This window comes from Streptomyces sp. NPDC053076, from assembly GCF_044546845.1.
Lineage (GTDB): Bacteria > Actinomycetota > Actinomycetes > Streptomycetales > Streptomycetaceae > Streptomyces.
In genome coordinates, this window is the sequence record NZ_JBITZL010000016.1 from 57,975 (window position 1) to 79,173 (window position 21,199).

Genomic DNA, 21,199 nt, shown 5'->3' on the forward strand with positions numbered 1-21,199 from the left:
GGCCGCCGGCGCCGGGCGCGGAAGACCCCGGCTCAGCCGCGGCCGGTGACGTCCGGGTCCGGCGGAGCCGCTCTTCGCCCAACCACCGGAGCGCCCGGCCGGCGCAGGGCGGCGACGAACTTGTAGCGGGAACCGCGGTAGACCGAGCGCACCCACTCCACCGGGGTGCCCTCCGCGTCCCGCGAGTGCCTGGACAGCAGCAGCATCGGCAACCCCACGTCGGTCCCGAGCAGTTGCGCCTCCCGTGGGGTCGACAGCGAGGTCTCGATGGTCTCGTCGGCCTCGGTGAGATGGACGCCGTACACCTCGGCGAGCGCCGTGTAGAGCGACGGGCAGGTGTCCAGCGACCGGCGCAGGCCGGGGAAGCGGCGCACGGACAGATGGGTCGTCTCGATCGCCATCGGGTCGCCGCTGGCCAGCCGCAGCCGCTCGATGCGCAGCACGCGCTCGCCGATCGCGATGCCGAGCAGGCCCGCCAGTTTCTCGTCCGCGGGGGCCTCTCCGATGTCCAGTATCTGCGAGGCCGGGGTGAGCCCCTGGGCGCGCATGTCCTCGGTGTGCGAGGTGAGCTGGAGCGTGCGGTACAGCTTGGGCTGGGCGACGAAGGTGCCCTTGCCCTGGATCCGGTCGAGCCGGCCCTCGCCGACCAGTTCCTGGAGCGCCTGCCGGACGGTGGTGCGTGAGGTGTCGAACCGGACGGCGAGCAGACGTTCCGCGGGCATGGCCGAACCGGGCTGCAGCGCCTCGGCCATGGACAGGAGCTGCTGCTTGATCCGGTAGTACTTCGGCACGCGCGCGGTGCGGCCGGACGCCCCCCTGTAGGGCTGGGCGCTGCTGACGTCGGTGGTCATGCCTGCCTTCCCGGCTGTGTCGATGGGCTCCCGTTATAGCGACCAACTGCCCTATGGTCTAGTCCAACCGAACGGGTCGGGCGAAAGGGACGGATCGCGGACGGACGCGCTCCGGTGACTTTCTCGTAACGGCCGGGACCGGCTTCCCGAACCACCCTTGACACTCCAAAAGGTCTAGGCCAAGCTCCACCGTACTGGTCTACACCATTAGTGGCCAGGTCCCGAGCCCTACGTGCAACAGCGTCGTACGCAGGTCACCGCCGAGGGCGTGGGGGGTTAGTGGCATCCCTGAGGAGGGTGGCGTGAAGCGCAAGCTTGCGGCCGCGATCGTGATCGCGGGCATGATGGTCTCCGTGTCGGCGTGCGGCGGGGACGACGACGACAGCGGCAAGAACGCCGGACCGGACAGCTTCAAGGGCCAGACGCTCACCGTCTGGGCCATGGACGGCTCCACGCCGGACCAGTGGGTCAAGGACGTGACGGCGGCCTTCGAGAAGAAGACCGGTGCCAAGCTGAAGTTCGAGACCCAGAAGTGGGACGGGATCCAGCAGAAGATCACCACGGCCCTCTCCGAGTCCAACCCGCCGGACGTGCTGGAGGTCGGCAACACCCAGACCCCGGCCTACGCGGTCACCGGCGGCCTCGCCGACCTGAGTGACCTGAAGTCGGAAATCGGCACGGACTGGACGCCGTCGGTGTCGCAGTCCTCCGTCTACGACGGCAAGCAGTACGCGGCCCCCTGGTACTTCACCAGCCGCGTGGTCATCTACAACAAGAAGATCTGGGCCAAGGCCGGTATCAAGGACACCCCGAAGACCCGGGACGAGTTCTTCAAGGACCTGGACACCATCGGCAAGAAGACCGACGCCGAGCCGATCTACCTGCCCGGTCAGAACTGGTACCTCCTCGATGGCATGATCATCGGCCAGGGCGGCGACCTGGTGAAGAAGGACGGCGACAAGTACGTCTCCAACCTCGACGACCCGAAGGTCGCCAAGGCCATGGAGATCTACAAGAAGTACCAGTCCTACTCCAAGGCCCCCAAGGACAAGGACGAGGCCAACCCGCAGCAGGCCGAGGTCTTCGCCAAGGGCAAGACCGGCGCGTTCATCGGCATGGGCTGGGAGGCCGGTACGGCCGTCACCGCCAACAAGGCCATCGAGAAGGACCTCGGCTACTTCCCGATCCCCGGCGCCACCGCGGACAAGCCCGAGAGCGTCTTCCTCGGCGGCTCCAACCTGGCCGTCGCCCAGGGCAGCAAGAAGCAGGCCCTGGCCAAGGAGTTCCTGAAGATCGCCCTGTCCGACCAGTACGAGGGCGAACTGGCCAAGCTCAACGGCGTCATCCCGAACAAGAAGGCCCTGGAGACCAACCTCAAGGGCAACGCCGTCGCCGAGGCCATCGCTCCGGGTGCCGCGGTCGGTGGCACCACCCCGCTGATCCCCGAGTGGGGCGCGGTGGAGAACAACCCCAACCCGATCAAGTCCTACATGACCGCCGTGCTGAACGGTAAGTCCCCGGCGGACGCCGCCAAGCAGGTCGAGGGCGACATCAACAAGCGCCTGGCCCAGGAGAACTGACGGCCGCGCCGGGGGCGCCCCTCGGGGCGCCCCCGGCACACCTGTGCCGTCGTACGGCCCCGGACGCCGTGCGCACGGCCGAGGAAGTCCTACGTACGGCCACGGAAGAGATGACAACGCATGTCAGTGCAGACCGAAGGCACGGACACGGCCGGGGAGCCCGCTGTCCGCAAGGCCCGGGTGCCGGCCCCGCCGCGAGGTGACAGCCGCACCCCCGGGGGTCCCTCCCGGAGGGGCGCCGCCGCCCCCTACCTGCTCCTGCTGCCCGCACTGCTGGCCACAGTGGTCCTGCTCGGCTGGCCTCTGGTCAAGAACGGCATGCTGTCGTTCCAGAACCTCAACGCGCGGCAGCTCATCCAGCACCTCACCGAGTGGAACGGCGTCGACAACTACCGGGAGGTGCTGACCGGCGGGGACTTCTGGCACGTCGTCGAGCGCTCCATCGTCTTCACCGCCGTCAACGTCGTACTGATCATGGTGCTGGGCACCCTGATCGGGCTGCTGCTGGCGCGGCTCGGCAAGAAGATGCGGCTGCTGCTCATGCTCGGTCTCGTCCTCGCCTGGGCCATGCCGGTCATCGCGGCCACCACCGTCTACCAGTGGCTGTTCGCCCAGCGCTTCGGCGTCGTCAACTGGGTGCTGGACAAGCTCGGCTGGCACTCCATGGCCGACCACAACTGGCTGGAGACCCAGTTCTCCACCTTCGCCGTGGTCGCCCTGCTCATCGTCTGGCAGTCCATACCCTTCGTGGCGATCAACCTCTACGCGGCCACCACCACGATCCCCCGGGAGCTGTACGAGGCCGCCTCGCTGGACGGCGCCGGCGCGTGGAAGAGCTTCACCTCGGTGACCCTGCCCTTCCTGCGGCCCTTCCTGTACGCGACGACCTTCCTCGAGGTCATCTGGGTCTTCAAGGCGTTCGCGCAGATCTTCGCGCTGAACGAGGGCGGCCCGAACCACCTCACCGAGACCCTGCCGATCTACGCCTACGTCGAGGGCGTCGGCAACCAGCACTTCGGTGTCGGCGCGGCGATCTCCTTCCTGACCATTCTGGTCCTGCTCGTCATCACGTCGTACTACCTGCGCCTGGTACTCAAGCAAGAGGAGGACGAGCTGTGAAGCGCTCGCTCTTCGGCCGTCTCTGGCCCAACGCGATCGCCGTCGTCCTCTTCGTCGGCTTCGTGTTCCCCGTGTACTGGATGTTCGCCACGGCCTTCAAGCCGACCGGCGACATCATCGCCGACGACCCGGTGTGGTTCCCGACGCACGCCACGCTCGACCACTTCAAGAAGGCGGTCGACGCCGACCACTTCTGGACCCTGGTCCTCAACTCGGTCACCGTCACGGTGCTGTCGGTCCTGCTCTCGCTCGTCATCGCGCTGTTCGCCGCCTTCGCGCTGGCCCGCATGCGGTTCAAGGGCCGCCGCGGATTCATCGTGACGTTCATGCTGGCGCAGATGGCTCCCTGGGAAGTCATGATCATCGCCATCTACATGCTCGTCCGCGACAACGACATGCTGGACAGCCTGGTCCCGCTCACCGTCATCTACATGATGATGGTGCTCCCGCTGACCGTCCTGACGCTGCGCGGCTACGTCGCCGCCGTACCCAAGGAACTGGAGGAGTCGGCGATGGTCGACGGCTGCACCAGGACCCAGGCGTTCATCAAGGTGATCTTCCCGCTGCTCGCCCCCGGCCTGATGGCGACCTCGCTGTTCGGCTTCGTCACCGCCTGGAACGAGTTCCCGCTCGTCCTGATCCTCAACAAGGACATCGAGGCGCAGACCCTGCCGCTGTGGCTGTCGCAGTTCCAGACCGCCTTCGGCGACGACTGGGGCGCCACCATGGCCGCCTCCTCCCTGTTCGCGCTGCCCATCCTGATCCTCTTCATCTTCCTGCAACGCAAGGCTGTCAGCGGTCTGACCGACGGCGCCGTGAAGGGATGACGCCCCGATGACCACCATCGCCACCACCGCTTCCGGCAGCGGCTCCGCCGCGGGCGACACCCTCACCCGCGACGCCCTCGCGGTCCTCCAGCCCGGGTTCGACGGCACCACCGCCCCCGACTGGGTGCGCCGCCGCATCGGCGAGGGCCTCGCCTCCGTCGCCCTGTTCGGCCGCAACGTCGTCAGCGAGGACCAGGTCACCGCCCTCACCGGCCGGTTGCGCGCCGAACGCGACGACCTGCTGGTCGCCATCGACGAGGAGAGCGGCGACGTCACCCGCCTCGACGTGCGCACCGGTTCCTCCTTCCCCGGCAACCACGCCCTCGGCGCCGTCGACGACCCCGACCTCACCCGGGCCGTCTCCCGCGAGCTGGGCCGCCGCCTGGCCGCCTGCGGCGTCAACTTCGACTGGGCGCCGTCCGCCGACGTCAACGCCAACCCGGACAACCCCGTCATCGGCGTCCGCTCGTTCGGCGCGAGCCCCGGCCTGGTGGCCCGGCACACCGCCGCCTGGGTCGAGGGCCTGCAGTCCACCGGCGTCGCCGCCTGCACCAAGCACTTCCCCGGACACGGCGACACCAACGTCGACTCCCACCACGCCGTACCCCGCATCGACGTCGACGCCGACACCCTCTACGAGCGCGAACTGCCCCCCTTCCGCGCGGCGATCGCCGCCGGCACCCGGGCGATCATGAGCGCCCACATCCTCGTCCCGGCCCTCGACCCGGACCGCCCCGGCACCCTCTCTCGGCGCGTCCTCACCGACCTGCTGCGCGGCGAACTCGGCTACCAGGGCCTGATCGTCACCGACGGCATGGAGATGCGGGCCATCTCCGGCACCTACGGCCTGGCACACGGGGTCGTCCTCGCCATCGCGGCCGGCGCCGACGCGATCTGCGTGGGCGGCGGACTGTGCGACGAGGACACCGTGCTGAGCCTCAGGGACGCGCTCGTGGCCGCCGTACGCTCCGGTGAACTGCCCGAGGAACGGCTCGCCGACGCCGCGGCCCGGGTGCGCGACCTGGCCGCCTGGACCGCCGCGGCCCGCGGTGACGCGGAGAAGACCGCGGCCGCCCCGGAGATCGGCCTGGTCGCGGCCCGCCGCGCGCTGACCGTGACGCGCGCCGGCACCGCCGCACCGGTCACCGGGCCGGTCCACGTCGCCCAGTTCAACCCGGCCCCCAACATCGCCGTCGGCGACCAGACCCCGTGGGGCGTCGCCGCCGAGCTGGAGCGGCTGCTGCCGGGCACCGACTCCGCCTCCTTCACCGGTGAGAACGCCGGAGAAGCCGTCCTCGCCGCGGCTGGCGGGCGCCGGATCGTCGCCGTGGTCCGCGACGAGCACCGGCACGACTGGATGCGCTCGGCCCTCGACACCCTGCTCGCCGCCCGCCCCGACACCGTCGTCGTGGAGATGGGGCTGCCGCAGGCCACCCCGCGCGGCGCCCTGCACATCGCCACCTACGGCGCCGCCCGCGTCTGCGCAGTGGCGGCGGCCGAGGCCGTCCTCGCCGGCTGACCGGCCGTCCCGGCCGCCCGCCCCTCCCCGCGGGCGGCCACTCTTCATTCTTTCCCTGAGGGAACCCGCTGGTTCTCTCCCCGAGGGAACCCGCTGGCCTTTTCGCGCTCCGGCGCTTGCCACCGGCACATGTCTCACGTCCGACCCCAAGGTGTTGTCGTCCCGATCACCCCGGAGTGAACGCATGCACACGCCCGCCCCCTACCTCCACCGTGCGGCGACCGGCCGCCCCTACTTCAGTGCCGACGGCGAGACCTACCTCGCCCCGACCCCCCTGCGCGACCTCGCCAAGACCCAGCCGCTGCGTGTGCTCTCGGAGGAGGACCTCGCGTTCTGGCAGACCTACGGCTACGTCGTCGTACGCGAGGCCATCACCCCCGGCGAGGCGAAACAACTCCTCGACTTCGCCTGGCGGTTCCAGGGGCTCGACCCCGACCGTCCCGACACCTGGTACGAGGAGCCGGAGTTCCGCTCCGAACTCGACCGGCACCTCTACATCTACGGCTTCGTCGAGGCGTACCACCACCAGCTCATCTGGGACAGCCGGCAGAACCAGCGGGTCTACGACGCCTTCGTGGACGTCTGGGACACCCCCGAGCTGTGGGTCACCCTCGACCGGCTCAACCTCAACCCGCCCAACATACGCACCCGTTCCCGCTCCCTGATCGAGCCCACCGACGAGGGCTTCGACATCGAGCTGCACTGGGACGTCGACACCGCCCTCGCCGTACTGCCGCAGCGCGTCCAGGGCATCATCGCGCTCACCGACACCCGCCCCGAACTCGGCGGCTTCCAGTGCGCCCCGGAACTCTTCCGCCGCTTCGAGGAGTGGCGCATCGCCCAGCCGTCCGGCCGCGACCCGGTCCGGCCCGCCGTCGACCGTGCCGAGTTCCCGGTCGTCCGCCCCTACCTTCAGGCCGGCGACCTGCTGATCTTCAACGGGCTGCTCGCCCACGGAGTGGGCCCCAACCTCTCTGACAACGCTGTCCGGGCCGTCCAGTACCTGTCGATGATGCCCGCGCTGGAGGAGCACACGGCCCTGCGCGACTCCCGCGTGGACTCCTGGCGCACCCTCGCCACCCCCGACTGGAACGCCACCCTGCTCGGCGACGCCCGCGAACCGGAGGCCCTCCGCTACGGCCCCGCCGAACTGAACGGCCTGGGACGCAAGCTGCTCGGCCTCGACTCCTGGGCCGCGGAAGGCGCCCGGTGAACCGGATCTGCCTGTGCCTGCCCACCAACCGGGCCTGCTCCGCCACCATCACCGCCCTGCACGCCGAGGCCGGCCACGCCGCCCGCCGGTTCGGCGCCGACGTGCGGCTGCTGATCCTGGACTCCGCCGACGACCGCACCCGGGCCGCCCACACCCGCACCGTCGCGGCCCTGCCCCCGGAACCGGGCGTGAGCGTCCACCACCTCGACGAGGAAGCCCAGCGGGACTTCCTGCGCCGGGCCATCCGGACGGCCGGCCTGCCCGAGCCCGACCGGCTGCTCCGCCTCATGCTCCCGCCCGCCGTTTCCTACGGCGCCTGCACCAACCGTGCCTTCCTGCTGGCCGCCGCCCTCGGCTGCCACTCCGTGCACCGCCGGGACTCCGACAGCACCTACCAGTTCCACGCCGGACAACCGGTGTTCCCCGTCCACCACGAGCTGCCCTGGCTGGGCCGTCCGGCCGCCGAGGCGTCGGCCGCCGTCACGCGCACGGACCTCGACCCGGCCCTCGGCCACCGTCCGGTGTCGCTCGCCGGCGCCTCCTTCATCGGCGAACTCTCCGTCGATCTGGGCGAGATGCGGCGCCTGGACGAAGGTGTCTACCACGACGTGGTCGGCCTGTGGGCACCCGCCGGCGTCTCACCGGAGCAACGGCGCGAGCTGGTCGAGGAGTCCTTCACCGGAGCGGGCACCGCTGCCTTCACCGGCGACCACTCCACCCTGGCCCTCGTGGACCCGATGCGGGTCGACATGTGCAACATCGCCCTCCACCACGACGTGTACGAGCGGCTCCCGCTGCCCCCGGCGACCGACACCATCGGCAGCGACTACTTCCTCACCCACCTGGTTCACGACGCCACGCTGCCCGGCATCCTGCACAACCGGCACATCGAGAACTTCTACACCCCCGAACGCCGCACCGACGCGGGCTTCCTGGCCTACCAGACCCGCTTCGTGAAGTTCCTGCTGTCGATGCTGTACTTCCACCACGTCTACGACCGGATGGCCGCCGAGGGCGACGGGCTCCTCGACGACCGGCAGCGGGTCAGGCCCGACCGGATCGTGGAGTTCCTGCGGGAGAGCACCCGCTTGGACCGCGCCGAGAACGAGTGGCGCCTGGACCGGGTGGACACCGCCTACCGGAAGCTCGGGGGACGGTACGCGACCGTCGCCGACCGGCTCGCCGCGCGACGCGTTGAACTGCTCGACCAGGCGGAGCGGGACATCGAGGACTTCGCCCACCTGATCGAGGCGTGGCCGTCACTGATAGAGGCGGCCCGCACATGAACAGCCCGCACCTGAACAGCCCGCACCTGAACAGCCCGCACAGGAGCGCCCCGAAGGGGCGCGGGGAACTGCGCGACCAGCCCCAGTGGCCCCGCGGCCGCCCGACGACGGAACACGGCTCGCCCACCGGCGCACCGGGCCCCGGCCCCGCACCCGGCACCCCCCTCACCACCGCCCTGGCCACCGCCGACACCGACCGCATCATCTACGACCTCACCGGCATCGAGCACCAATACGACGCCCTGCTGGCCGAGTTGCCCGGCACCGACGTCCGCTTCGCCCTCAAGGCATGCCCCGTCGACGAGGTCCTGCGCTGCCTGGCGGAGCGCGGTGCGGGATTCGACGCGGCGAGCCCCGCCGAGATCAGGCAGGCACTGGACACCGGCGTCCACGCCGACCGCGTCCACTACGGCAACACCGTCAAGTCCGACCACGACATCGCCGAGGCCCACCGGCTGGGTGTGCGCACCTTCGCCACCGACAGCGTCGAGGACGTCACCGCGATCGCCGCCCGCGCCCCCGGCGCCCGGGTGTTCTGCCGCCTGGCCACCAGCGGGGAGGGCGCCCTGTGGGGCCTGAACCACAAGTTCGGCTGCGCCCCAAACGACGCCGTCCGTGTCCTGGCCACGGCCCGCGCGGCCGGCCTGGTCCCGGCCGGCCTGTCCGTGCACGTCGGCTCCCAGCAGATGACCGGCGAGGCATGGCAGCAGGCCCTGGACTCCCTCGCCGGGACGCTGATGGCGCTGGACGGGCTGGGGATCGTGCCGGACCACGTCAACCTCGGCGGCGGCCTGCCCGCGCGCGGCTACCTCGACCGGCACGGCAACCCGCTCGACCCGCCGCTGGACAAGATGTTCGCGGTGATCCGCGAGGGCATGGAGCGGCTGAACGGCCTGACCGCCGCCCCGCTCGGCCTCGTCATGGAGCCGGGACGCCACCTGGTCGCCGACCACGGCGCGGTCCGGGCCCATGTGTACCGGCTGACCGAACGGGCCCAGCCGGACGGGACGCGGGCCCGCTGGCTGTACCTGAGCGCGGGGAAGTTCAACGGCCTGTACGAGATGGACCAGGTGCGTCACCGGCTGGTCTTCCCCGCGCAGGCGGACGAGACCGACGAGGCGTACGTGTCCGCCGTCGTCGCCGGCCCCACCTGCGACAGCGACGACGCCTACGGCGGCGGACGGCACCCGGTGCGCGTGCCCCGCGCCGTGGCCTCCGGCGACCCGGTCTGGATCCTGTCCGCCGGCGCCTACGCCACCAGCTACACGACCCAGGGCTTCAACGGCATCCGCCCGCTGCCGTGCGTGTGCACACGCGGTCCGGAAGGACACCACTGAGATGACAGACCTCATACGGGGCATCACCGAGGCCGACTGGCCCCGGCTGGCGGCCCTGGAGAGCGAGGCGTACGCGGATCTCTCCCTCGCCGAGGGCGAGGAACTCCTGCGCTCCCGGGCGAGCGCCTCGGCCGGCACCTGCTTCGTGCTCGAGCTCGACGGCCGGCTCGCCGGCTATGTCCTCGCCCTGCCCTACCCCCGGTTCCGCTGCCCCGACCTGACCCGCCCTGAACAGGCCGTCCACCACACCACCAACCTCCACCTGCACGACCTCGTCGTCGGCGCTCCGCTGCGGCGCCGGGGACTGGGCACCCGGCTGGTGCGCAGGCTGACCGGGGCGGCCCGCGCCCGCGGCTTCACGACCATCTCGCTGGTCGCCGTCGCGGACAAGGAGCCGTTCTGGCGCGCCAACGGCTACCGCCCCCACCCGGCGGCCCCGGTCCCGCCGGACTACGGCGGCGGCGCGGTCTACATGACGGCCCCGGTGGCCGCCGTACCCCACCCGTACCAGGCCCGGGAGGCCGTCTGATGCCCGAGCTGCCCTTCCCCCGCGCCAAGTGGTCCATCGCGGCGCTGTTCTGCTTCCTCGGATTCCAGTACGGCACCTGGATCTCCCGCCTGCCCGCGCTGAAGACCCGGCTGGACCTGGGCGCCGGCGAGGTGGGCCTGCTGCTGATGGCCTGCGGGGCCGGCGCGGCGGCCTCCTTCCCCCTGGTCGCCGTCCTCATGCGCCGGCTCGGCTCCCGGCGCCTGTCCCTCGTGTCCGCCGGGTGCCTGATCGCGGTCCTGGCGGCCCTGGCGGCCGCACCGAACTATCCGCTGGCGCTGCTCGCCGTGTGCGCCGACGGAGTCGCCGTCGGCTGCCTCAACGTCGCGATGAACGCGCAGGGCGCCGCGCTGGAGAAGGCGTACGACCGCACCGCGATGTCCCAGCTGCACGCCACCTTCAGCGCCGGTCTGCTCGCCGCCGCCCTGCTGGCCTCCGGCGCCACCACCCTGACCGGCTCCGTACCGGCCCACTTCACCGTCGCCGGGGTCCTGCTGCTGCTCCTGCTCGGCGGCGCCCGGCCGGGCCTGCTGCCCGGCCAGGAGCCGGGCGCCGCCGCCCCGGACGAGCCGAAGCGGCGCGTGGGCCGCGCCCTCACCTCCGGCACGACCCTCCTCATGGGCTGCGCCATGGCCTTCGGCACGATCACCGAGGGCGCGATGAACGACTGGTCGACGCTCTATCTGAAGGACGTCGTCAAGGCGTCGGCGAGCGTCGCCCCGCTCGGCATCGCGGTCGTCTCCGTGATGATGCTGCTGGCCCGGGTGTGCGCGGACCGCTGGCGCACCCGCTGGGGCGACGGACGCGTCGTGCGCACCGGCAGCGCGGTGGCCGCCGCCGGCCTGGCCCTCGCCCTGCTCGCCGGCGGAGTGGTCCCCACGCTGCTCGGCTTCGCCTGCGTCGGTCTCGGTGCGGCCGCCGTCACCCCGTGCGTGTACGTGGCGGCGGCCGAACGCGGCTCGGACGCCCTCGCCCTGGTCGCCGCGATGGGTACCACCGGTCTGCTGGGCGGGCCGGCGCTGATCGGTTTCGTGGCGGGCGCGGCGAGCCTGACCATCGGCATGGCCGCGGTGGCCGTCTCGGCCCTGATCGTCACGGTGACCGCCTTCTGGATCCCGTGGCGGTCCCGGGTCACCGCGCTGGTCGACACCTGAGCCGGCGACCCGCCGCGGCGCCGGCCGCCCTGGACGCCCTCACTGTCTTTCGTGGGGGCCCGGCGTCCGTGCCGCGGACTCCTCGTCCCAGGAGGCGGTGTCCAGCCGGGCGGAGTCGAGGAGGTGCTCGCCGTAGAGGTCCTGGAGCCAGTTGGTCTGGTAGATGGTGTCCAGGTAGCGCTCGCCGAGGTCGGGCGCCACGGCCACCGCGGTGAGGTCGTTCCTGTCGTGCCGGGCCAGCCAGTCCGACGCCGCGCTGACCACCGTCCCCGTGGAGCCGCCGAACAGGAAGCCCCGCCTCGCCAACCGGTGGCAGGTGCGGATGGTGTCCGCCTCCTCCACCCGGATCACCTCGTCCACGTACGAATCGTCGAGCAGCGGCGGACGCATGCTCATGCCCAGACCGGGGATCATCCGGCGGCCGGGCTTGCCACCGAAGGCCACGGAGCCGACGCTGTCCACGGCGACGATCCGCACCGGCCGGTGCCACTGGCGGAAGTAACGCGCGCAGCCCATCAGCGTCCCGGCCGTGCCCGTCCCGAGGAACAGCACGTCCAGGCGCGGGAACTGGCCGGCGATCTCCGGCGCCGTCGTGCGGTAGTGCGCCCGCCAGTTCCCCGCGTTGGTGTACTGGCTCAGCCACACGTACCGCTCGTCGGAGGCGCACAGCGCGCGGACGTATTCGAGCCGTGTGCCCAGGAACCCGCCGTTGGTGTCCAGGTCGGTCACGACGTGCACCTGGCTGCCGAGGGCCTCCATCAGCAGCTTGGTCGACAGGTTGCAGCGCGGGTCGGTGACGCACAGGAACCGGTGGCCCTTGCTCGCGGCGATCATGCTGAGCGCGACGCCCAGGTTTCCGGAGGAGGACTCGACGAGGATGGAATCCGGTGTCAGGCTTCCGTCCCGCTCGGCGCTCTCCACCATCTCGTTGGCGGCCTTCAACTTGATGGAGCCGGCGAAGTTGAAGCCCTCACACTTGAGATAGAGGCGGCATCCGAATATCGACTCCAGATCGACGAAGAGTTCCCCCTCGTTGAAGGAGTGGGGAGCGGAGATGACGGGCACGGCAGACCTCCTGATACCAGGGCTGAGGGCAACGGCCTCAGCCGTACCGGCGCAGGTCGTGGAAGAAGTCCTCGATGAGGCGGAGCTGGCCCGCCCGGGCCACTTGGTCGTAGACGTACTTGCCGACGGCCAGGTCGAGGACGCCCAGGCCGAAGGGGGAGAAGATCACCGGCTGGTCCTGGGGCGGGGCGGCCCGGCCCAGCATCACGTCGTTGAGTGTGCCGTTGAGGAAGTCGCGGTTGCCCGTGCGCTGCTCGGCCAGGTGGGGCGAGGTCTCCGCCTTCAGGCAGTGCTCGACGTCGTCGACGAAGTTCGCCGAGGCGAGCAGGACCTCGGGGGCCAGGTCGCGCAGGGACACGTGCAGGACCAGCGGGTTGTGGGTGAACCAGCCCGGGGCCGTGACGTGCGGCCGGCCGGCGATGGTGGCGAAGACCACCAGATCGCTGGAGCGGATGAGGCTCTCCGCGCTGTCGTGGACGACGACCGGCTCGCCGGCACCGGACTGCCGCAGGTAGCCGCAGAAACCCTCGGCGCTGTCGGCGGACAGGTCGTGCACGCCGATCGCGTCGAAGGTCCAGCCGGTACGGGCCAGGAAGGTGTGGATGTAGCGGGCGATCAGGCCCGTACCGCAGAACCCGACGCGGCGGGGCCGTGGCCGGTTGCGGCTGAGCCAGTCCGCCGCCAGCGCCGCGGACGCGGCCGTCCTGGTCGCGCTGATGATGGAGCTCTCCAGGCAGGCGAAGGGGTAGCCGGTGTCGTGGTCGTTGAGGATGAGCACCGCGGAGGCCCTCGGAAGCCCGGCCTTCACGTTCTCCGGGAAGCTGGAGATCCACTTCAGGCCGTCCACGTGGACCGACCCGCCGATGGACGCCGGCAGCGCGATGATCCGGGCCGTCGGACGGTCGGGGAAGCGCAGGAAGTACGACGGCGGGTTGACCGAGTCCCCGGCGCCGTGCAGCCGGTAGGTGGCCTCGACCAGCTCCACGAGCTGTTTCTCGGATCCCTCCAGCGCCTTCTTCACCTGCTCACCGGAGATCACGGCGAAGCTCGGTACCGAGGGCGGTTCCGATCCCGCCGCCCGGTCGGTGGTCGACAGCAGATCCGTCATCGCCGGCTCCCTTCGGGCGCGGGGCAGCCGTCGGCCAGGCGCAGCGGCTCGGCCATGCCGACCAGGATCCGCCGCTCGCCGGTGAAGGGCTCCCTGCTGTGCGCGGTGCGGATGTTGTCCACGAGCATCAGGTCACCGGCCTGCCAGGGCTCGCGCCGGGTGTGCTCCTCGTAGGTGGCGTTGATGACCTGGACGACGTCCTCGCCGATCACGGTGCCGTCCCCGCAGCGGGTGTTGAACGGCAGCCCGTCCGCGCCGTACTCGTCCACCAGGTACTCCCGCACCTCCGGGGCCAGCGTCCACTCGTTGAGGAAGGCGATCTGGTTGAACCAGCAGCGCCTGCCCGTGAGCGGGTGCCGTACGACGGCGCCGCGGCGCTGCTCGGTGTGCAGGGAGCCGTCGGCCTGCCAGGTGAAGTCGATGGCGTGAGAACGGCAGTAGCGCTCGATCCCGGCGCGGTCGTCGGTTCCGAACGACTCCGCCAGGGACGCCCCGATCTCGTCGGTGTAGGTGCGGGTCAGCAGCCAGCCCTCCCGCTCGAACCGTTCCGTCAGCTCGGCGGGCAGGGCCTTCAGGACCTGTTCGGCGTCGGCCACCGCCGTCGCCCCGCCCTGCTCGGGTGCGGTCAGGCACGCGAACAGCATCAGGCCGGGCACCTCCAGCGGGTAACTCAGCTCGTGGTGCATGCACATCGGCTGGTTGGCGGGCCAGGGCGTGGAGGAGTACAGCCCGGGGCCCTCGGCCTCGCGGGGGGCGAACGCCTCCGTCTCCGTCATGAGCCCGCCGGACAGCCGCGCGAAGACGGCACCGACCTGGTCCGCGTCCGTCAGGCCGAGGCCGCGTACCAGCAGCGCCCCGTGCTCGGTGACCTGCGCGCGCAACGCCTCGCGGTAGTCGGCCGCCCAGCTCGCGGCGTCGCCCGGCGGATCGACACGCAGCAGCGCGGGCCGGTCCGGCCGCAGCTCCACATCGAGCGGTGCTGCCAGGGATGAGGACGGCATCTCGGTTTCCTTTCGGTAGCCCGTCGGGTGGAGGAACGGGCCTCAGGTGGAGGCCAGGGGTACGGCCGCGCCCAAGACGGCCTGTGCCGCCTCGGCCGGGCGGGTGCGCAGGAAGTAGTGGCCCCCGTCGGCCAGCTCGTGCAGGTCGACGTGCTCGGCCAGCAGCAGCCAGTCGCGGTGGCGTTCGGCGTGGCCGGCCGTGTGCGGGTCGTCGGCCGCGACCACCACCGAGACCGGGACGGACAGCCTGGCCGGCGGCGGGGACTCCAGGGCCGCCAGGAAGAAGCGGTGCGCGGCCAAGCAGTCGTGCCGGTAGGCGGCACCGATGTGTTCGGCGTGCCGCTCGTTCAGTTCGGCGAGTTCCGTGTAGCCGCTGTCCGCGGTCAGTCCCGCCGCGATCTCCGCGTCGCTGCGGCTCATCAGATCGGCGATGGCGGCGCTCCGCTCGGCGACGGTGCCCAGCAGTTGCGCGCCGAGGAACACCCGCGTCACCCGCACACCCCGCTCCTGGAGCCTGCGCGCCGTCTCCAGGGCCGGTGCCGCGCCCGACGAGTGGCCCCACAGCATGACCCGGGTCAGGCCGCGCGCCGCGATCTCGGCGGCGACCTGGTCGGCCACCTCCGCGACCGACGCGAACGGCGCACGGCGGGCGGCCAGGTCGTGACCGGGCAGATCCACCGCGAGGACCGCAAGGCCGCTGCCCGCCAGCGCCGACCCCAGCGGCCGGTAGTTGACGGCGTTGCCGCCCGCGTAGGGGAAGCACACCAGCGCGCTCTCCGGCGCACCGGCCGCCTCCGACACGGGCTGGAGCAGCTCCGGGCGCTGTCGGACGGTGCCGTCGAGGACGGCGGCCAGGTCGGCGAGCACCGGGTGGCGGGTGATGTCCTTCAGGGAGACCGCGCGGTCGAGGGCGACGCTGAGTCTGACGGCCGTCAGGGAGGTGCCCCCGGAGTCGAAGAAGTGGTCCGTCCGGCCGATCCGGTGCTCGGGCACGCCCAGCAGCTCGGCCCAGGCCGCCGCCAGCCTCCGTTCGGTCGGGCTGAGCTCGGCCCTGTCCGCCCCGTCCGCCGCGGTGTTCTGCGCGTCCTGCGCCTCCAGCTGGGCCTGTGCGGTCAGGGCCTTGCGGTCGATCTTGCCGTTGGCGGTCAGCGGCAGACCGTCCCGCCAGTGGAAGGCCGAGGGGACCATGTAGGCGGGCAGCGCCGCCGCGAGCGCCTCGCGCAGCACGTCCGGCTGGTGCCGCCTGCCGCTGTGGAAGGCGATCAGATGCTTGTTCCCGCCGCCCAGCTCGACGACGACCACCGCACCGTCGCGCACCCCGTCCACCCGCAGCAGGGTGTTCTCGATCTCACCGATCTCGATCCGGAAGCCGCGGATCTTGACCTGGTTGTCCCGGCGGCCGAGGAACTCCAGCTTGCCGCCGGGGTGCCAGCGGCCCCGGTCGCCGCCCAGATAGAGCCGCTCGCCGGGCCGGTACGGGTCCGTGCGGTAGCACTCCCGGGTCCGCTCGGGGTCGTTGACGTACCCGCGGCCCACGCAGACCCCGGAGAACGCGATCAGTCCCGGGGCGCCCAGGGGCACCAGCGACAGGTGCTCGTCCACGACGTAGACGCGTACGTTGTTCACCGCACGGCCCAGCAGGACGCGGTCGGGCACCGTGTTCAGGACCTCGTGGTTGGTGTCGTCCGAGGTCTCGGTCAGGCCGTAGGCGTTGAGCAGCCTGATCCCCGGCTGGATCGCGAACCAGCGCTGGACCAGCTCCCGCTTCAACGCCTCACCGGTCACCGACACACAGCGCAGGTCCGGCAGGGCGCGGGGGTGCTGTTCGAGGTAGGAGGCCACGACCTCCAGGTAGGAGGGCACGACCTGGGCCACAGCGACCCGGCCGCGCACCAGCGTGTCGACGAACCGCTCCACGTCCACGACCACGTCCTGGCCGACCAGCAGGGTCCGCCCGCCGACCAGCAGCGCCGACACCAGCTGCCACAGCGAGATGTCGAAGCACTGCGGGGCCGTCTGCGCCACCACGGACCCCTCGCCGATCCCCAGATCGTCGATCTTGGCGAACAGGTGGTTGAGCATGCCCGCGTGCTCGCACATCGCCCCCTTCGGCTCGCCGGTGGAGCCGGAGGTGAAGTAGATGTAGGCCAGCCGGCCCGCCTCCACCGGCACACCCGGGTCGTCGTCCGCGTGAGGTTCCGCGTACGCCGTCTCGACCAGCAGTTTCTCGGTCCCCGGTACGGTGGTCAGCGCCTCGTCCAGAGTCTCGGTGCTGCCGGACTCGGTGAGGACCAGCCGGCATTCCGCCCGCGCCAGCATGGCCGCGATCCGGCCGGCCGGGAAGTGCGGCTCGATCGGCAGGTAGGCGCCGCCCGCCTTGAACACAGCCAGCGTCGCCGCCAGCCAGTCGAGGTTGCGTTCGGTGACGACGGCGACCACGTCCTCGCCGCCCAGCCCCCGCTCCAGCAGGGCCCGCGCCAGCCGGTTGGCGCGCGCGTTCAGCTCGCCGTACGTCCACTCACGCTCGCCGTGCACCGCGGCCACCATGTGCGGATGCGCCCGGACCCGCTGCTCGAACAGCTCGTGCGCGCGGGCGTCCGGCAGCGCCCGACGGGGCCCCGCCAGCCCTTCCAGCTGCTCCCGCACCTCCCCGGCCGACAGCAGACTCTGCTGGGTGTGGTCGGTGTCCGGGCCGGCCGCCAGCAGGCGGAGCGCCTTCAGGTGGTAGCCGGCGATCCGGCTCGCGCCGTCGGCGTCCAGCACGTCCGAGCGGCAGCGCAGGCGCAGCACCAGCCGTCCGCCCCGGTCGCACCAGCGCACATGCAGCACACCGTCGTCGGCGTGCGCCTCCTCGGCGCCCATAGGGCCGAACACCACCTCGTACGACGGCTCGGTCACCCCCAGCTCCCGCCGCAGCTCCGGCACCGGGAACTCCCGGTGCGCCAGCACCTCCGCCTCGGCGTGCTCGGCGGCCGACACCAGGGCCCGCCAGGACCCCGGGGGCACCTCCAGACGGCACGGCAGCGGCTCGCCGCGCACTCCCGCGGTGTAACCCGTCACCACCTCGTCCTCGCCGGACAGCGCGGCCAGTACCTTCGCGTGCGCCGCCAGCAGCAGCGAACTGAGTTGCAGCCCGGACCGCCGCACCAGCGCGCGCACCGAGGTCGCCACGTCGTCCGGGACCGCCACCTCCTGCTCCAGCGTGCCCGGCACCGGTTCCCGGACCCAGCGCGGCACGGCGGTGCCGCCTCCGGCGGTCAGTGCACGGCGCCAGAACTCCCGGTCAGCTTCCACGCGCGTTCCCATCGAATGGCCTTCCTCAGCTCTTGGCAGCCGCAGTGGCGCTGGTGGTCCGCACGGCCCTGCCCGGGGCGCCGGGCCGGCTGCCGGTCTCGGGCATCTCCACGGCCGGGTTGCCGCCCCACTGTGCGTTCGGGGGGACTTCCTCGCCCTTCATGAGGAAGGAGTCGGGCGCCAGCACCGAGCCGTCGCCCATGGTCACGCCGTAGTGCACATGGGCGGCCACGCCCAGCGTGCAGCCGGCGCCCAGCGTGATGCCGTCGGACTTGAAGGTGCCGTCCTCCTGCGAGTGGCACTGGATCTTGGTGCCGGCGTTGAGGGTGCACTCGTCGCCGATGACCGCGAGGGTCCGGTCGGTCACGTAGCAGCCGTCGTCGAACACCCTGCTGCCGATGCGGACGCCCATCAGGCGCCAGACGAGAGCCTTGAAGGGTGTGCCGTTGAAGATGTTCAGCCAGTGTGAGGGGACCTTCCACAGGCGCTCGATCTGCCAGAACCTGCGGTCGTAGATGGAGCACAGATCGGGGCTCAGCCTGCGGAACCTCAGCAGGCAGCGTTCCAGCAGGATGTAGTACGCGGTGGACAGCGCCAGTGTCAGCGCCAGATAGACGGCGATCACGACGTCCCCGATCACGCCGTACAGGTCGATGGAGGCGAGGGCGAGCAAGGTGAGCCCGAAGGTGTGCAGCCAGCGTGCGAACAGCATCAGGGCCATCGAGCGGAGGTTGTACCGGTTCTTCGCGGCGAGACGGGTGCGCAGCGTCTCGCCCGACCTGAGGTGGTCGAACCGTGAGTCGCGGTCCACCGAGCGCGGAATCTCGAAGGACGGCGAACCGAGGAGCCCCACGCCTTCGCGGACCTCGCCGTCGAGGGGAATCATCACCTTCGTCGCGAGGAGGCAGTTGTCACCCGTCCTGCCGCCCGCGGGATAGGCAATGTTGTTGCCCAGGAAATTGCGCGGCCCGATCGTCACCCGGGAAAGCCGGAAGGACGTACTGGAGTAGTCCGCGTTGACCACGGAAAGACCGTCGGCCACCATCGTTCCGGTGCCGACGGACACCAGCAACGGAGTTTCGTGCGCCATTTCCGTGCCGAAATTGGATCCGGTCTGCTCGATCCGTGACAAGTCGTATCCGATCGCGCGCAGATAGTGCACGATGTAGGAGCTGTCACCGAAGAGCCAGGCGAAGAACTTGATGTTCGTCAGGCGGGCCGTCGCCCGGTGCGCCGCGTAGCGGAATCCGTAGAGCGGATAGGTCCGGTCGGGCTTGACGACCAGTCCCATCAGCCGCGGGACGGCGTACAGCGCGACCAGGGCCAGTACGACGAAACCGCAGAACAGGGCGAGGGAGACGGCGAGCGCGTCGGTGATCAGTTGGGACCGGGACAACGCGGCCGTCTCCGGATCGAGCCGCTTGCCGACAGCCGGTACCTCGGTGAAGAACATGTACACGCCGCCGATGGCGAGCGGGACGTACAGGAAGATCATTTGCAGCATGGTGACGAGGCCGAACCAGGCCCGGCGTCCGGTGCCGACCTTGGCCGGAGCGATCCGCAGGTAGTCGATGTGCGTGGGCTCCGCCGGGGATCCGTGCCAGTGCCGGCCGTCCGGCACCGCCTGGCCGCGGTGCAGCGAGGAGGTGTGGCCGAGCTGTGCGCCGTCACCCATCGAGGTGTCGATGTCCAGGACCGTCTTCTCGCCGATGAACACATCCCGCCCGAGCGTGACCCGGCCGGTCTGGATGCGGCCCGCGTGGGCCCGGTAGCCCAGGAAGAAGGAGTCCTTGCGGATCACCGTGCCGGCGCCGATCGTCAGCAGGTCGGTGCAGACGGGGACGGAACGGGAGAGGATCGTGACCCCCTTGCCGATCCGCGCGCCCAGGGCCCGCAGGTACAGCACGTACAGCGGGGTGCCGGCGAGGAACACCATCGGGTTGGCGTGGAGCAGCACCTTGACCAGCCAGAAACGCAGATAGGCCAGACCCCAGACGGGGAACTCGCCCGGTTTCCACCGGCCGACGAGGAGCCACTTCGCGACGACCGGGAAGGCGCACAGCGCGATGAACCCGGCGCTTCCGAAGACGAGCGAGCGCAGGTAGATGTCGAGCAGCCCCGAACCGGAGGCGATCCACTTGTATCCGCCCGCGGTGATGAACCCGGACACCAGGGAGTACGTGAGGAAGATCAGCAGCTGGGCCGTCCCGCACAGCAGATGGGCCGGCCGACTCGCGCGGGTGACCGGGGGCGCCATGGGCGCCGGCACGGAAGAGGCGTCCGCGGCGACGGGAGCGGTCGGCGCCAGCGCTGCCGTCAGGCTTCGAATCGTGGGGTTCCGGTAGATGTCCCGAATGGAAGGAGAGGGCAGATCCGGAATTTTCCGCAGCCGCGCGCAGAACTGGGCCATGACCAAGGAATTGGCGCCCAGGTCGGTGAAGAAATGACTCTCGGCCGGAACATGTTCGGCGCCGACGAGTTCGGCGAGCGCTGCCGCGAGTTTGTTTTCGGTGTCCGTCCTGGCCGGAACGGTGTCGCTCAGGGGGACGGCATGTTCTTTCGGCCCTGATATGGGGACCTCGGAGGACTGCTCCACCATGCGATCTCCTGAGGACATGTCGTTGCGATCGGCCAACCGGATCCTTCTGATCACGGACCGTCTGTTTCAGTTTGGCCAGGCAATCAGCAGGCTGCCACTTCGCAGAGCTCCGCACGCTCGCTGAAAAAAGCGCGGCGGCTCCGTCTCCCTTGGCATTCGCGGGAACGGGGGACACCAGGGGTTCACCCGATCGGCGGCCCCGCCGGCCTTGACGTCCCGGGCCAGGAGGAGGCCGTCGGCGCCCCTCACGCTTCGTCTCGCGCCTCGCCGAGACGGGATCGCGGGCCGGTCTTCGCCGTCCGGGCCCGGTGGCCGTCCGCCGGACTTCGCCGTCCGGACAAACCGAAAGGCGGCCCCGGGCGGGGCCGCCTTTCGGTCTTTCAATGGGTGGTTACTTCGCGGGTTCGGGTTCCGGTTCGCTCTCGGTCCGGGGTTCGCCCGCCGGGTCGAGCGGGGTCCTGACGGAGTCGAGCAGCAGCTGGGCGACGTCGACGACCTGGATGGACTCCTTCGCCTTGCCTTCGTTCTTCTTGCCGTTGACGGAGTCGGTGAGCATGACCAGGCAGAAGGGGCAGGCGGTGGAGACGATGTCGGGGTTGAGGGAGAGGGCCTCGTCGACGCGCTCGTTGTTGATGCGCTTGCCGATGCGCTCTTCCATCCACATCCGGGCGCCGCCGGCGCCGCAGCAGAAGCCGCGTT

Annotated in this window: 15 protein-coding genes and 1 pseudogene; 9 read left to right on the forward strand and 7 right to left on the reverse strand. The window is 70.9% G+C overall.

Translation table 11 applies throughout. The features are described 5' to 3' along the window. Positions 1 to 32: 32 nt before the first annotated feature. Positions 33 to 851 carry a GntR family transcriptional regulator gene (locus ACIGYR_RS37645; RefSeq protein ID WP_399608340.1) on the reverse strand — a complete coding sequence of 273 codons (819 nt, stop codon included), beginning with the start codon at positions 849 to 851 and terminating at the stop codon, positions 33 to 35. 302 nt (positions 852 to 1,153) lie between these two features. Here ACIGYR_RS37645 and ACIGYR_RS37650 point away from each other — a divergent pair, with 302 nt between their 5' ends. The 9 genes and pseudogenes from ACIGYR_RS37650 to ACIGYR_RS37690 all read left to right on the forward strand — a co-directional run. Continuing rightward, a complete protein-coding gene (locus tag ACIGYR_RS37650) occupies positions 1,154 to 2,431 on the forward strand; it encodes an extracellular solute-binding protein (RefSeq protein ID WP_399608337.1) in 1,278 nt (425 codons plus the stop codon). Between the two features lie 120 nt (positions 2,432 to 2,551). Beyond that, positions 2,552 to 3,550 (forward strand): carbohydrate ABC transporter permease, encoded by a 999-nt coding sequence (locus ACIGYR_RS37655; protein ID WP_391847576.1) that lies wholly within the window; start codon positions 2,552 to 2,554, stop codon positions 3,548 to 3,550. Further along, positions 3,547 to 4,377 carry a carbohydrate ABC transporter permease gene (locus ACIGYR_RS37660; protein ID WP_391847577.1) on the forward strand — a complete coding sequence of 277 codons (831 nt, stop codon included), beginning with the start codon at positions 3,547 to 3,549 and terminating at the stop codon, positions 4,375 to 4,377. The genes ACIGYR_RS37655 and ACIGYR_RS37660 overlap by 4 nt, the downstream gene beginning before the upstream one ends. A 7-nt stretch (positions 4,378 to 4,384) precedes the next feature. Next, on the forward strand, positions 4,385 to 5,896 hold the full coding sequence (locus ACIGYR_RS37665) for a glycoside hydrolase family 3 protein (RefSeq protein WP_399608334.1): 1,512 nt from the start codon (positions 4,385 to 4,387) through the stop codon (positions 5,894 to 5,896). 184 nt (positions 5,897 to 6,080) lie between these two features. After that, complete coding sequence (locus tag ACIGYR_RS37670) at positions 6,081 to 7,109, forward strand: phytanoyl-CoA dioxygenase family protein (protein ID WP_399608331.1); 1,029 nt, start codon at positions 6,081 to 6,083, stop codon at positions 7,107 to 7,109. Further along, positions 7,106 to 8,395, forward strand: coding sequence for a DUF6271 family protein (locus tag ACIGYR_RS37675; RefSeq protein WP_399608330.1), 1,290 nt, complete (start codon positions 7,106 to 7,108; stop codon positions 8,393 to 8,395). Before ACIGYR_RS37670 ends, ACIGYR_RS37675 begins: the two co-directional genes overlap by 4 nt. Next, positions 8,392 to 9,732 carry a type III PLP-dependent enzyme gene (locus ACIGYR_RS37680; RefSeq protein ID WP_399608328.1) on the forward strand — a complete coding sequence of 447 codons (1,341 nt, stop codon included), beginning with the start codon at positions 8,392 to 8,394 and terminating at the stop codon, positions 9,730 to 9,732. The genes ACIGYR_RS37675 and ACIGYR_RS37680 overlap by 4 nt, the downstream gene beginning before the upstream one ends. Position 9,733: 1 nt before the next feature. Further along, positions 9,734 to 10,261, forward strand: a complete 528-nt coding sequence (locus ACIGYR_RS37685) for a GNAT family N-acetyltransferase (protein WP_391847582.1) — start codon at positions 9,734 to 9,736, stop codon at positions 10,259 to 10,261. Beyond that, positions 10,228 to 11,433: pseudogene (locus ACIGYR_RS37690) on the forward strand (MFS transporter); the annotation flags it as partial. The gene ACIGYR_RS37685 and the pseudogene ACIGYR_RS37690, both read left to right, overlap by 34 nt. 39 nt (positions 11,434 to 11,472) lie before the next feature. On the opposite strand, the gene sbnA reads toward ACIGYR_RS37690, so the two are convergent. The 6 genes from sbnA to ACIGYR_RS37720 all read right to left on the reverse strand — a co-directional run. Beyond that, entirely contained in the window at positions 11,473 to 12,498 is a 1,026-nt protein-coding gene (gene sbnA, locus ACIGYR_RS37695) for a 2,3-diaminopropionate biosynthesis protein SbnA (RefSeq protein ID WP_399608324.1), read from the reverse strand. Between the two features lie 37 nt (positions 12,499 to 12,535). Next, positions 12,536 to 13,606 carry a 2,3-diaminopropionate biosynthesis protein SbnB gene (sbnB, locus tag ACIGYR_RS37700; protein WP_399608321.1) on the reverse strand — a complete coding sequence of 357 codons (1,071 nt, stop codon included), beginning with the start codon at positions 13,604 to 13,606 and terminating at the stop codon, positions 12,536 to 12,538. Continuing rightward, positions 13,603 to 14,607: a TauD/TfdA family dioxygenase gene (locus ACIGYR_RS37705; protein WP_399608318.1), complete on the reverse strand. Its 1,005-nt coding sequence runs from the start codon at positions 14,605 to 14,607 to the stop codon at positions 13,603 to 13,605. The genes sbnB and ACIGYR_RS37705 overlap by 4 nt, the downstream gene beginning before the upstream one ends. A 42-nt stretch (positions 14,608 to 14,649) precedes the next feature. Then, the gene (locus ACIGYR_RS37710; protein WP_399608316.1) at positions 14,650 to 17,913 is read right to left on the reverse strand and encodes an amino acid adenylation domain-containing protein; all 3,264 of its coding nucleotides are present in this window, start codon (positions 17,911 to 17,913) and stop codon (positions 14,650 to 14,652) included. A gap of 13 nt (positions 17,914 to 17,926) precedes the next feature. Continuing rightward, positions 17,927 to 20,500, reverse strand: coding sequence for a Pls/PosA family non-ribosomal peptide synthetase (locus ACIGYR_RS37715; RefSeq protein WP_399608313.1), 2,574 nt, complete (start codon positions 20,498 to 20,500; stop codon positions 17,927 to 17,929). Between the two features lie 391 nt (positions 20,501 to 20,891). Beyond that, positions 20,892 to 21,199, reverse strand: a 308-nt coding sequence (locus ACIGYR_RS37720; RefSeq protein ID WP_399608311.1) for a heterodisulfide reductase-related iron-sulfur binding cluster, incomplete at its 5' end; no start/stop codon positions are given.